At 49.2% G+C, this 13287-nt stretch carries 11 protein-coding genes, 4 tRNA genes and 2 rRNA genes; 2 read left to right on the plus strand and 15 right to left on the minus strand.

All coding sequences use genetic code 11. The features are described from left to right. Positions 1-258 precede the first annotated feature (258 nt). The 11 genes from rplL to I2123_RS00380 form a co-directional block, all read right to left on the minus strand. The gene (gene rplL / locus I2123_RS00330) at positions 259-624 is read right to left on the minus strand and encodes a 50S ribosomal protein L7/L12 (RefSeq protein WP_013577410.1); all 366 of its coding nucleotides are present in this window, start codon (positions 622-624) and stop codon (positions 259-261) included. 66 nt (positions 625-690) lie between these two features. Beyond that, complete coding sequence (gene rplJ / locus I2123_RS00335; RefSeq protein WP_112166688.1) at positions 691-1188, minus strand: 50S ribosomal protein L10; 498 nt, start codon at positions 1186-1188, stop codon at positions 691-693. 331 nt (positions 1189-1519) lie between these two features. Further along, the gene (gene rplA / locus I2123_RS00340; RefSeq protein ID WP_112166685.1) at positions 1520-2224 is read right to left on the minus strand and encodes a 50S ribosomal protein L1; all 705 of its coding nucleotides are present in this window, start codon (positions 2222-2224) and stop codon (positions 1520-1522) included. Positions 2225-2227: 3 nt separating this feature from the next. Beyond that, positions 2228-2656: a 50S ribosomal protein L11 gene (gene rplK, locus I2123_RS00345; protein WP_013577413.1), complete on the minus strand. Its 429-nt coding sequence runs from the start codon at positions 2654-2656 to the stop codon at positions 2228-2230. A 170-nt stretch (positions 2657-2826) separates the two neighbouring features. After that, entirely contained in the window at positions 2827-3372 is a 546-nt protein-coding gene (gene nusG / locus I2123_RS00350; protein ID WP_056777953.1) for a transcription termination/antitermination protein NusG, read from the minus strand. Beyond that, positions 3373-3756: a preprotein translocase subunit SecE gene (gene secE / locus I2123_RS00355; RefSeq protein ID WP_013577415.1), complete on the minus strand. Its 384-nt coding sequence runs from the start codon at positions 3754-3756 to the stop codon at positions 3373-3375. Between the two features lie 256 nt (positions 3757-4012). Beyond that, a complete protein-coding gene (gene tuf / locus I2123_RS00360; protein ID WP_213051554.1) occupies positions 4013-5197 on the minus strand; it encodes an elongation factor Tu in 1185 nt (394 codons plus the stop codon). 110 nt (positions 5198-5307) lie between these two features. Further along, positions 5308-5383 (minus strand) — tRNA-Thr (locus I2123_RS00365). Between the two features lie 7 nt (positions 5384-5390). After that, positions 5391-5465 (minus strand) — tRNA-Gly (locus I2123_RS00370). A gap of 131 nt (positions 5466-5596) precedes the next feature. Beyond that, a tRNA-Tyr gene (locus I2123_RS00375) sits at positions 5597-5681 on the minus strand. Between the two features lie 19 nt (positions 5682-5700). Continuing rightward, a tRNA-Thr gene (locus I2123_RS00380) sits at positions 5701-5776 on the minus strand. 382 nt (positions 5777-6158) lie between these two features. Between I2123_RS00380 and I2123_RS00385 the strand changes: the two genes are divergently transcribed. Further along, a complete protein-coding gene (locus I2123_RS00385) occupies positions 6159-6695 on the plus strand; it encodes a GNAT family N-acetyltransferase (RefSeq protein WP_213051555.1) in 537 nt (178 codons plus the stop codon). A 217-nt stretch (positions 6696-6912) separates the two neighbouring features. After that, on the plus strand, positions 6913-7863 hold the full coding sequence (coaA, locus tag I2123_RS00390) for a type I pantothenate kinase (protein ID WP_112169354.1): 951 nt from the start codon (positions 6913-6915) through the stop codon (positions 7861-7863). 44 nt (positions 7864-7907) lie between these two features. Here coaA and birA read toward each other — a convergent pair whose 3' ends face one another. The 4 genes from birA to I2123_RS00410 all read right to left on the minus strand — a co-directional run bounded on the left by birA (position 7908) and on the right by I2123_RS00410 (position 13270). Continuing rightward, on the minus strand, positions 7908-8867 hold the full coding sequence (gene birA, locus I2123_RS00395) for a bifunctional biotin--[acetyl-CoA-carboxylase] ligase/biotin operon repressor BirA (protein ID WP_213051556.1): 960 nt from the start codon (positions 8865-8867) through the stop codon (positions 7908-7910). Next, positions 8864-9901 carry a UDP-N-acetylmuramate dehydrogenase gene (gene murB / locus I2123_RS00400; RefSeq protein ID WP_213051557.1) on the minus strand — a complete coding sequence of 346 codons (1038 nt, stop codon included), beginning with the start codon at positions 9899-9901 and terminating at the stop codon, positions 8864-8866. The genes birA and murB overlap by 4 nt, the downstream gene beginning before the upstream one ends. A gap of 197 nt (positions 9902-10098) precedes the next feature. Further along, a 5S ribosomal RNA gene (gene rrf / locus I2123_RS00405) occupies positions 10099-10214 on the minus strand. A 146-nt stretch (positions 10215-10360) separates the two neighbouring features. Next, positions 10361-13270 (minus strand): 23S ribosomal RNA (locus tag I2123_RS00410). Positions 13271-13287: the final 17 nt, after the last annotated feature.

A 13287-nucleotide genomic window follows, 5' to 3' on the forward strand; every position in this document is an offset into this window, starting at 1 on the left:
TATGTCGACCGGAAAGCAGAGACGCTTTCCGCAATATCTGTTTCTATCACTCTTAAATCATTTCGTTGTGCATTATCTATGGATGAGCCATAGCAAGCGGCATCAATATATTAAGGCGTCTCAAGAAGAGATATTAGAGTAGTTCAGTGCTCAAACAGTGTGAAACACCACTGACACTCTATAGCGCAAAAAGGCTGGTGACTAAAAAGTCACCAGCCATCAGTCTGTTAGGACAGACTGCACTCCGGGAAGTTAAACTTACTTAACTTCAACAGAAGCACCAGCTTCTTCCAGAGATTTTTTCAGAGCTTCAGCGTCGTCTTTGCTGATGCCTTCTTTCAGAGCTGCTGGAGCAGACTCAACCAGGTCTTTTGCTTCTTTCAGACCCAGGCCAGTCGCGGTACGAACAGCTTTGATAACTGCAACTTTGTTCGCGCCAACAGCGGCCAGAACAACGTCGAATTCAGTTTTTTCTTCAACAGCTTCAGCAGCAGCAGCAGGACCTGCAACAGCAGCAGCAGCAGAAACGCCGAATTTTTCTTCCATAGCGGAGATCAGTTCAACGATTTCCATTACAGACAGAGCTGCAACGCCTTCAATGATTTGTTCTTTAGTGATTGACATTTCAAGTGTTCCTAGAATTCAGAAATAGTTTATACGTAAGCAAATAAACGAGAAAAGAAAAGCTGATTAAGCAGCTTCTTTCTGATCGCGTACAGCAGCCAGAGTGCGAACCAGTTTGCCTGCAGAGGCTTCTTTCATGGTTGCCATCAGGCGTGCGATTGCTTCTTCGTAAGTAGGCAGAGTTGCCAAGCGGTCGATTTGAGCCGCAGAGATAAACTCACCTTCAAAGGCCGCAGCTTTAACCTCAAATTTTGCATTCGCTTTAGCGAAATCTTTGAACAGACGGGCAGCAGCGCCTGGGTGTTCAGAAGAAAATGCAATCAAGGTTGGACCGACAAACGTGTCTTTCAGACACTCAAACTGAGTACCTTCAACGACGCGGCGCATTAAGGTGTTGCGAACAACACGCATATAAACGCCAGCTTCACGACCTGCTTTACGCAGTTCAGTCATTTTATCTACAGTTACGCCGCGAGAATCCGCAACAACCGCAGACAGCGCGCCTTTGGCTACTTCGATGACTTCAGCAACAATCGCTTGTTTGTCTTGAAGATTTAATGCCATTAGCTTTTTGCTCCTGGATTTGGCCGGGGAAAATCCCCGGAACTCACATCACTTGTTATCGAGATCGATATCAAGCGTTCAAACACGGTGAGCAGAGAATCCAGCAAAGACAAATCTTAATTAAGAATAAAAAAGAAATACTTTCTTCAGGCTCTGTCACCGTCTACGCAGGAAGGATTAAGTCCCTTTCGGGACACCTGCGGTCTTGGACGGAGGCCTGGATAGGCCAGGCTCCAACCGAAAAATTCTTGGTTTCGCGTTAACGAAACAACGGGCGATAGATTTTATACAAATCCACCCCCCGCGTAAAGCGATAAACACAGGTAGTTAATTAGCTAACTACTGCGCTCAGGCCGCTTTGATCAACAGAAACGCCGGCGCCCATGGTGGTGGACAGGCTGACTTTCTTGATGAAAACGCCTTTAGCCTGGGAAGGCTTCGCTTTTTTCAGAGCGATCAACAGAGCTTCAAGGTTTTCTTTCAGCTTGTCGGATTCGAAATCAACCTTACCGATAGTGGTATGGATGATGCCGTTTTTGTCGTTACGATAACGAACCTGACCTGCTTTAGCGTTCTTAACTGCTTCAGCAACGTTAGGAGTTACAGTACCAACTTTCGGGTTAGGCATCAGGCCACGTGGACCCAGTACCTGACCTAATTGGCCAACAACGCGCATTGCATCTGGAGATGCGATAACAACGTCGAAGTTCATTTCGCCTTTTTTGATCTGATCTGCCAGATCTTCCATACCTACCAGTTCAGCGCCTGCAGCTTTAGCAGCTTCAGCGTTTGCACCTTGGGCGAAGACGGCAACGCGAACAGAACGACCGGTGCCGTGTGGCAGAACGGTTGCACCGCGAACGTTTTGATCAGATTTACGTGCGTCGATGCCGAGATTAACGGCAACGTCCACGCTTTCTACGAATTTAGCAGTGGCCAGCTCTTTGAGCAGAGCAACGGCTTCGGTGATGTCATACTGTTTAGTAGCATCAACTTTGTCACGGATCACGCGCATGCGCTTGGTCAGCTTAGCCATTTATTAATCCTCCACTACCAGGCCCATGGAACGAGCAGTACCTTCGATGGAGCGAGTCATCGCTTCAACGTCAGAACCAGTCATGTCCGCAGCTTTGGTTTCTGCGATTTCACGAACCTGAGCACTCGTTACTTTACCCACTTTGTCTTTGTTCGGCTTGCCGGAACCAGACTTGATACCAGCCGCTTTCTTCAGCAGTACTGCTGCAGGAGGGGTTTTGGTAACGAAAGTGAAAGAACGGTCAGAATAAACAGTAATAACAACAGGAATTGGCAGGCCTTTTTCCATGCTATCAGTCTTAGCATTGAACGCCTTACAGAATTCCATGATGTTCACGCCTTGTTGACCCAATGCTGGACCAACTGGCGGACTTGGGTTTGCCATACCAGCTGCAACTTGCAGCTTAACGTAGGCTTGTACTTTCTTGGCCATGGTAAATATCCTCGTTTGGGTGATATCGCCTGTTTAAAGAGGCTCCCCGTTATTTGTAGTACTTTACAGTTTTACGCGCAGAGGCTGCACATAAAAACAAAAGGCGCGAAATTATAGTTCAATTTCGCGCCCTGTACAACATCTGTTCTAATGATTATCGAACGTAGTTGTTAGCCTTTTTCTACCTGACCGAAGTCCAGTTCAACCGGTGTTGCACGGCCAAAGATGGAAACAGAGACTTTCAGGCGGCTTTTTTCGTAATCCACTTCTTCGACCACACCATTGAAGTCCGCAAACGGACCGTCACTAACACGTACCAGTTCACCTGGTTCAAACAATGTTTTAGGACGTGGTTTATCACCCACTTGTTGCAGGCGATTCATGATCGCATCAACTTCTTTGTCGCTGATCGGCGCAGGACGATCAGATGTCCCACCGATGAAGCCCATTACACGAGGAACGCTGCGTACTAAGTGCCAGCTGGCGTCATTCATCACCATCTGAACCAGCACATAACCCGGGAAGAATTTACGCTCGCTCTTACGGCGCTGGCCACCACGGATTTCAACCACTTCTTCGGTTGGAACCATGACTTCGCCAAACAGCTCTTCCATGTCATGTAATTTGATGTGCTCACGCAGCGATTGCGCTACGCGGCCTTCAAAGCCAGAAAACGCCTGAACGACGTACCAACGTTTTTTAGGTGCTTCAGACATTTAGAACCTCAGACCAGTAATGAAGGATACCAGGCGGACTAAAATACCATCCAGCCCCCACAGAATCAGAGACATAACGGCAGTCACCGCAGCAACGATCAGTGTGGTATGCAATGTTTCCTGGCGCGTTGGCCAAATGACTTTACGTACTTCGGTGCGCGCTTCACGAGCAAACGCAACCGTCGCTTTGCCTTTAGTGGTCAATAATGCCACTGCGCCTGCAATTGCGATAATTACAACTACTGCTAACGCGCGTAACGGCAGGCTGTATGCACGGTAATAATAGTTACCGACAATAGCTACAACCAACAAAACGGCAACAATCAGCCACTTTACCGCTTCCAGGCCGCGCCCGCTCCCTTGAGCCTCGGTATTCGCACTCATAAACCAACCCGTCACAATGATTCAGAACAAACAACTTTGCCTCGCATTGCGAGGCAAACCAAACCGATCGATGCTCTACTCGAGCGCAATTCGGTGTTTTACGCTATATCTCAGAGCCTATCTCACCAATGATTATGACGTATAAATCGCTGATGAGATAGGTTCTAGCGCCACAGCGTAGAAAAAAAGGGCATCGAATGATGCCCTTTTAGTGTGTATTGCGTCAACGTATAGTGACAAAAAAGTCTATCGGCAATTAAGCGATAACTTTAGCAACAACACCTGCACCTACGGTACGGCCACCTTCACGGATTGCGAAACGCAGACCTTGGTCCATCGCGATTGGATGGATCAGGGTAACAACCATGTTGATGTTGTCGCCAGGCATTACCATCTCAACGCCTTCTGGCAGTTCGATGGTACCGGTCACGTCAGTTGTACGGAAGTAGAACTGTGGACGGTAGCCTTTGAAGAACGGAGTATGACGGCCGCCTTCGTCTTTGCTCAGAATATAAACTTCTGAGTCAAAGGTAGTGTGTGGTTTGATTGAACCTGGTTTAGCCAGAACCTGACCACGTTCGATGTCTTCACGCTTGATACCGCGCAGCAGAACACCAACGTTCTCGCCTGCACGACCTTCGTCAAGCAGTTTGCGGAACATTTCAACGCCAGTACAAGTTGATTTCACGGTATCTTTGATACCAACGATTTCAACTTCTTCGCCGACTTTAACGATACCGCGCTCTACACGACCGGTAACAACAGTACCACGGCCGGAGATGGAGAATACGTCTTCGATTGGCAGCAGGAACGGCTGGTCGATAGCACGTTCTGGTTCTGGGATGTAGCTGTCCAGGTAACCGGCCAGTTCGATGATTTTAGCTTCCCACTCAGCTTCGCCTTCCAGTGCTTTCAGCGCTGAACCACGAACAACTGGGATGTCGTCGCCTGGGAATTCGTACAGAGAAAGAAGTTCACGAACTTCCATTTCTACCAATTCCAGCAGCTCTTCGTCATCAACCATGTCGCATTTGTTCATGAATACGATCATGTATGGAACGCCAACCTGGCGGCCCAACAGGATGTGCTCACGGGTCTGTGGCATAGGGCCATCAGTCGCAGCAACAACCAGGATCGCGCCATCCATCTGAGCAGCACCGGTGATCATGTTTTTCACATAGTCGGCGTGGCCTGGGCAGTCAACGTGCGCGTAGTGACGGCTTGGGGTGTCATATTCAACGTGTGAAGTGTTGATGGTGATACCACGAGCTTTTTCTTCTGGTGCGTTATCGATCTGGTCGAATGCGCGTGCAGAACCGCCGTAGGTTTTAGCCAGAACGGTAGTGATTGCTGCAGTCAGGGTAGTTTTACCGTGGTCAACGTGGCCGATAGTACCAACGTTAACGTGCGGTTTTGTACGTTCAAACTTTTCTTTAGACATCGATTGTCCCTCTAAGACACGGTTAAATCGGTGGTATCACCACATCAACCAAGCAGTTTGCTTGACGAATTAGTTTACAGAAAGAAAATCAGGGAGGGAGGATTTGGAAGTGGTGCTGATAGGCAGATTCGAACTGCCGACCTCACCCTTACCAAGGGTGCGCTCTACCAACTGAGCTATATCAGCACATACTTGGAGCGGGCAGTGGGAATCGAACCCACATCATCAGCTTGGAAGGCTGAGGTAATAGCCATTATACGATGCCCGCGTCCTGGAACTCGGCTACCTAATTTTTCTGAAGAACTTCGAAGACGGGGAAAAGGACGTGAGACACTTAATTCCTCACCTTCACTTAAAGCGACTTTATCACTTTAAGCTGCCTCATTGCTAAGGCCTGTATGGTGGTGGGGGAAGGATTCGAACCTTCGAAGTCGATGACGGCAGATTTACAGTCTGCTCCCTTTGGCCGCTCGGGAACCCCACCTAATTGTTAAGTACTTGATTGGTGCCGGCACCAAGAGTCGAACTCGGGACCTACTGATTACAAGTCAGTTGCTCTACCAACTGAGCTATGCCGGCATCAAGTGCTGCGCATTCTAGGGAGACTTTGCGGGGTATGCAACTAAAAAATTGCATGAATTGCTTCTTAGCTCATGTTTTATTCAAAAAATAGGGTTTTTCCATCTTTCACCCCTATATCCGTGCAAATAACATCCAAATAATGCCCAATACTTTCGCAGGTAAACACCAGCCTCACTGGTGTTATGTGGCTGCTTTACCAAAAAATGGGTCAAGTGAGTCGCAGCCACTCTTTATGCACCATAAATGCGCGCACGCCTCATAGATGGTCACAATGGAACTCTTTCCCCCTCAGACGCCTTGTTTTCAAGCTATTTTATTGTGGCGTATCTTTTGCATAACTCCTTATACGTATGACGTGCTGTCATTTGAGAGGTAAGGAATGAAAATTGTCATGCTTAATGCCGCCACATTGCCTGTCTATCGCGACGAGCTCGCTTGCTTACTTATAGAAGCCAGTCGTCAGGGAGTTTCTGCAGGGTTGCCCTGCACTTTTGAACATCAAGAAGCCGAGGATACGTTTCATGATTTGCGCCCCGCCCTTTCTCATCATGAACTGTTGCTGTGGATAGCCAGGGATGAGCAAGGTGTCGCTGGCACGCTGCTACTTGATTTGACCCGTTCATCTGACACACCCTATCAGGCCGAGGTCAGCACTTTACTGGTATGTTCACGGGCCCGGAGACGGGGTATAGGACGTTTACTATTACGGGAGTCAGAAAATAAGGCGCAGGATTTACGCTACTCGTTGCTCTCCTCGGACATGCAGTCCGGTTCCGGGGCAGAAGCATTTTATCGCGCACAGGGTTATCGGTGTGCGCCCTGCCAGGCCGGATCCCCGGGTTACAGTAGAAAAAATGAAGTGGTTTATTGCAAAAAACTCCAACCCATAGGTTGTTCTTCCCTTTCTCTCTTTTAACCTGACAGCTGCGTATCCCACCCGCACCTCAGCCTCATCGTTCTTCAGCGTTTACATTACTTTCTCAAAAAAATTTTAACTCAATCAAAGAAATCGTTAAGTTATAAGAAAAAGATCTCCCCTGAAAACGAAGCTGTCTATAATATGCTGCTGGTTTACTGTCTGGAGTTGGCGTGAGCGCCTATCCTGACCTGCGCTAACAGGCAGACTTTAACTTATGAAAAAAAGAGACCCATCTTTGGCAACGCCTTACTTGCAGTTTGATCGTGCACAGTGGGCTGCTTTACGTGATTCAGTGCCGTTAACGCTCAAAGAAGCGGAAGTGGTGAACCTCAAAGGCATCAACGAGGACTTATCCCTCGAAGAAGTGGCACAAATCTATTTGCCACTTTCACGTCTTCTCAATTTCTATATCAGTTCAAACCTGCGCCGGCAGGCTGTACTTGAGCAATTCCTGGGCACTGATGGCCAGAAGATCCCTTATGTCATTGGTATTGCGGGAAGTGTGGCAGTAGGGAAAAGCACCACTGCGCGCGTTCTGCAAGCGCTGTTAAGCCGCTGGCCTGAGCATCGTTCTGTCGAACTGATCACAACTGATGGGTTCCTCTATCCCAATAAGACGCTCCAGGAGCGTGGGATCATGAAGAAGAAAGGCTTCCCTCAGTCCTACGATATGCACCAGCTGGTCAACTTTGTTTCTGAAGTAAAATCTGGTGCGAAAACTGTTACCGCACCGGTATATTCGCATTTGATTTATGATGTGATCCCAGAAGGAAATAAGGTCATTGAACAGCCAGACATACTTATTCTTGAAGGATTGAACGTTTTACAAAGCGGCATGGATTACCCTCATGACCCGCATCGGGTATTCGTCTCAGATTTCGTCGATTTTTCAATATACGTTGATGCACCTGAAGATTTATTGCAGGGCTGGTATATCAATCGCTTCCTGAAATTCCGTCAGGGTGCATTTTCCGATCCGGATTCTTATTTCCATCACTATGCAAAGCTACCAGAAGAAGAGGCAGTGAATATTGCAACGCAGCTATGGAATGAGATCAACGGATTGAATCTTAAGGAAAACATTCTTCCAACGAGAGAGCGGGCAAGCCTCATTTTGACCAAGAGTGCTAACCACGCGGTTGAAAATGTCAGATTGAGAAAATAGGTTGCCAGAATTGACAAGGAGAGCCGCGGCTCTCCTTTTTTATTTCATCGCCCGCGCAGGGATATTTCCCCTCCGATATAAGGCTTAATTATGCCATCCTGTTCTAGCAATAAAGCGCCTTGTTGATCAATCCCACGTTCAATACCGTGAATTTCCTGAACGCCAATCAGCAATTTTACTGGCCGGTCGAGGAAATTATCTAAGCCACGCCAACGGCTAATAAAGGGTGCCAGTCCTTCTTTCTCAAAATGTAATAATGCAGCACGTAATTCTTTCAGTAGCATTGCTGTCAACTCATTGCGATCGATATTGACACCCGCTTCCTGCAAGTTTATCCAGCCCTGATTAATGGTGTCCGCTTCGGGTTCGCGCATTCTAAGGTTAATGCCCGCACCGATAACCAACTGTGCTGCATCCCCGGTTTTTCCCGTCAGTTCAACCAGAATACCTGCCAGCTTTCTGTCTTTCAGATAAAGGTCATTAGGCCACTTAACCCTTACGTCTTCAGCCCCAAGGCGCTGAAGGACTTCAGCCATAACAATCCCAATAACCAGACTGAGCCCCATTGCAGCAGCCGGACCTTGATCGAGTTTCCAGTACATTGAAAGATAGAGGTTGCTGCCAAATGGCGAAAACCATTTTCTTCCTCGACGTCCTCGCCCTGCCTGCTGGTATTCAGCAACACACGCATCTCCCGAGCTCAGTTCACCGATCCTGTCGAGAAGGTATTGGTTAGTAGAATCAATGACGGGCAGAACATTTACCCGACCCGCTGGCAGCATGGAATGAATCTTAGCTTCATCCAATAACTGGATGGGATGTGGAAGGCTATATCCTTTTCCAGGTACAGTGAAAATATCTACACCCCAGTCGCGCACGGTTTGGATATGCTTGTTAATCGCGGCGCGGCTCATTCCCAGCGCACCACCCAGCTGTTCACCAGAATGGAACTCACCGTCGGCCAGAATAGAGATTAAGTGCAGGGGAACCGTAATATCTTTCATGACAGCGCCTCCACGGCATTTACTTCGCCACCGGCGGCGATAAAACGGACTTCCGGTTCGAGCCAGATACCAAACTTCGCAGCAACGGTATTTCGTACATGTTTTGCCAACGCACGAACATCTGCACTGCTTGCGTGATCTTTGTTGATCAACACCAGCGCCTGGTTCTGATGTACGGCTGCCCCGCCAATGCTGAACCCTTTAAGATGTGCCTGTTCAACCAGCCAGCCTGCGGCTAGTTTTACCTGCCCGTTAGGCTGAGGGTAAAATGGCATGGAAGGAAATTCACTGCGGATCTTTTCAGCGGTGGCTGCATCAACCGTCGGATTCTTGTAAAAACTACCAGCATTACCGGTAATAGCAGGATCAGGCAGTTTACTCAGACGCATTGCACACACTGAATCGAAAATCTGACGCGCAGTGACCGTTTGAGGATCAAAGCGAGTGAGATCTCCATAGGTCAGCTTAGGTTGCCAGTGCTTAGTCAGCTTTAAACCTACAGCGACAATGGCATAACCGTCCTTATAAGCATGTTTGAAGATGCTTTCACGATATCCAAACTGACACTCATCTGACTGAAGTCGGGTTATCTTGCCCGTTCGCATGTCTAAAACGTCAACATAGTCGCAGACACTTTGCAGCTCAATGCCGTAGGCGCCAATATTCTGAATTGGCGCAGACCCGACACAGCCGGGGATCAATGCGAGATTTTCTAATCCAGGAATATTATGTTCGAGAGCGAAGCACACCAGCTGGTGCCAGTTCTCCCCGGCACCGACGTGTAATAGCCATTCATCTGCTCTCTCCGTCACTTCAATACCTTTGATTCTGTTCAGAACGACAGATCCTGTGAAGTCTTCAAGAAACAGAACGTTGCTACCCTCGCCCAGCAATAGAAATGGCTGCTGTTTTTCTTGCGCCTTTTTCCATGCATCGGTCAGCTGAGTTGTATTATTTATATGTGTAATGACAGCAGCATGTGCAGCTAAAGAAAAGGTATTCAGGGATTGAAGCGAGGTGTCGTCAGTCGACATAACATATTACTCATGAGTGACTTATTTGTGCATAGTTTAACTGATTCGATAACCTCTGGGGCAGCGTTTTATCAGCGCTCGGGAGAGCACAGATAGAAAGATAACGATTCAATGACTGCTAAATCCCCCGTCGTTCACCCAAATCCCAGACAGCAAAAAGCCCTGTACGTCAGTACAGGGCTTTCCACTTATTTGATGCCTGGCAGTTCCCTACTCTCGCATGGGGAGACCCCACACTACCATCGGCGCTACGGCGTTTCACTTCTGAGTTCGGCATGGGGTCAGGTGGGACCACCGCGCTAGTGCCGCCAGGCAAATTCTGTTTCATCCGTACCGCCACGCACCGTGATTTCTCACAACGCCTCGCCATACGAACCAATCTCGGAACGTCGCTGAAAATCTACTTCCACACGCTCGCGCGCAGCAGAGTCACTCTAATCAAAACACCTTTGGTGTTGTAAGGTTAAGCCTCTCGGGTCATTAGTACTGGTTAGCTCAATGCATCGCTGCACTTACACACCCAGCCTATCAACGTCTTAGTCTTAAACGTCCCTTCAGGTGGCTTAAAGCCACAGGGAAGACTCATCTCGAGGCAAGTTTCGCGCTTAGATGCTTTCAGCGCTTATCTTTTCCGCATTTAGCTACCGGGCAATGCCATTGGCATGACAACCCGAACACCAGTGATGCGTCCACTCCGGTCCTCTCGTACTAGGAGCAGCCCCTCTCAATCTTCCAACGCCCACGGCAGATAGGGACCGAACTGTCTCACGACGTTCTAAACCCAGCTCGCGTACCACTTTAAACGGCGAACAGCCGTACCCTTGGGACCTACTTCAGCCCCAGGATGTGATGAGCCGACATCGAGGTGCCAAACACCGCCGTCGATATGAACTCTTGGGCGGTATCAGCCTGTTATCCCCGGAGTACCTTTTATCCGTTGAGCGATGGCCCTTCCATTCAGAACCACCGGATCACTATGACCTACTTTCGTACCTGCTCGAGCCGTCACTCTCGCAGTCAAGCTAGCTTATGCCATTGCACTAACCTCACGATGTCCGACCGTGATTAGCTAACCTTCGTGCTCCTCCGTTACTCTTTAGGAGGAGACCGCCCCAGTCAAACTACCCACCAGACACTGTCCTCACCCCGGATCACGGGGCCGAGTTAGAACATCAAACATTAAAGGGTGGTATTTCAAGGTTGGCTCCACGCAGACTGGCGTCCACGCTTCAAAGCCTCCCACCTATCCTACACATCAAGGCTCAATGTTCAGTGTCAAGCTATAGTAAAGGTTCACGGGGTCTTTCCGTCTTGCCGCGGGTACACTGCATCTTCACAGCGAGTTCAATTTCACTGAGTCTCGGGTGGAGACAGCCTGGCCATCATTACGCCATTCGTGCAGGTCGGAACTTACCCGACAAGGAATTTCGCTACCTTAGGACCGTTATAGTTACGGCCGCCGTTTACCGGGGCTTCGATCAAGAGCTTCGCATTGCTGCTAACCCCATCAATTAACCTTCCGGCACCGGGCAGGCGTCACACCGTATACGTCCACTTTCGTGTTTGCACAGTGCTGTGTTTTTATTAAACAGTTGCAGCCAGCTGGTATCTGCGACTGGCTTCGGCTCCGAGAGCAAGTCTCTTCACCTACGCGCCAGCGTGCCTTCTCCCGAAGTTACGGCACCATTTTGCCTAGTTCCTTCACCCGAGTTCTCTCAAGCGCCTGAGTATTCTCTACCTGACCACCTGTGTCGGTTTGGGGTACGATTTCGTGTTACCTGGAGCTTAGAGGCTTTTCCTGGAAGCATGGCATCAACTACTTCACCACCGTAGTGGCTCGTTATCACGCCTCAGGGTTGAATATGTAACCGGATTTACCAAGTCACACCCCCTACACGCTTGAACCGGGACAACCGTCGCCCGGCTAGCCTAGCCTTCTCCGTCCCCCCTTCGCAGTAACACCAAGTGCTGGAATATTAACCAGCTTCCCATCGACTACGCTTTTCAGCCTCGCCTTAGGGGTCGACTCACCCTGCCCCGATTAACGTTGGACAGGAACCCTTGGTCTTCCGGCGTGCGGGTTTTTCACCCGCATTATCGTTACTTATGTCAGCATTCGCACTTCTGATACCTCCAGCACCCCTCACAGGACACCTTCGACGGCTTACAGAACGCTCCCCTACCCAACAACGCCTAAGCGTCGCTGCCGCAGCTTCGGTGCATGGTTTAGCCCCGTTACATCTTCCGCGCAGGCCGACTCGACCAGTGAGCTATTACGCTTTCTTTAAATGATGGCTGCTTCTAAGCCAACATCCTGGCTGTCTATGCCTTCCCACATCGTTTCCCACTTAACCATGACTTTGGGACCTTAGCTGGCGGTCTGGGTTGTTTCCCTCTTCACGACGGACGTTAGCACCCGCCGTGTGTCTCCCGTGATAACATTCTTCGGTATTCGGAGTTTGCATCGAGTTGGTAAGCCGGGATGGCCCCCTAGTCGAAACAGTGCTCTACCCCCGAAGATGAGTTCACGAGGCGCTACCTAAATAGCTTTCGGGGAGAACCAGCTATCTCCCGGTTTGATTGGCCTTTCACCCCCAGCCACAAGTCATCCGCTAATTTTTCAACATTAGTCGGTTCGGTCCTCCAGTTAGTGTTACCCAACCTTCAACCTGCCCATGGCTAGATCACCGGGTTTCGGGTCTATACCTTGCAACTTGACGCCCAGTTAAGACTCGGTTTCCCTACGGCTCCCCTATTCGGTTAACCTTGCTACAAAATATAAGTCGCTGACCCATTATACAAAAGGTACGCAGTCACCCAACAAAGTAGGCTCCCACTGCTTGTACGTACACGGTTTCAGGTTCTATTTCACTCCCCTCGCCGGGGTTCTTTTCGCCTTTCCCTCACGGTACTGGTTCACTATCGGTCAGTCAGGAGTATTTAGCCTTGGAGGATGGTCCCCCCATATTCAGACAGGATGTCACGTGTCCCGCCCTACTCATCGAACTCACAATAAGTGCATTTTTGTGTACGGGACTATCACCCTATACTGTGCGACTTTCCAGACGCTTCCACTAATGCACAAACTGATTCAGGTTCTGGGCTCTTCCCCGTTCGCTCGCCGCTACTGGGGGAATCTCGGTTGATTTCTTTTCCTCGGGGTACTTAGATGTTTCAGTTCCCCCGGTTCGCCTTGCATGGCTATGTATTCACCATGCAATAGTGTGTCGAAACACACTGGGTTTCCCCATTCGGGTATCGTCGGTTATAACGGTTCATATCACCTTACCGACGCTTTTCGCAGATTAGCACGCCCTTCATCGCCTCTGACTGCCTAGGCATCCACCGTGTACGCTTAGTCGCTTAACCTCACAACCCGAAGGTGT

This window comes from Rahnella inusitata (genome assembly GCF_018288855.1).
GTDB classification, from domain to species: Bacteria; Pseudomonadota; Gammaproteobacteria; order Enterobacterales; family Enterobacteriaceae; genus Rahnella; species Rahnella inusitata.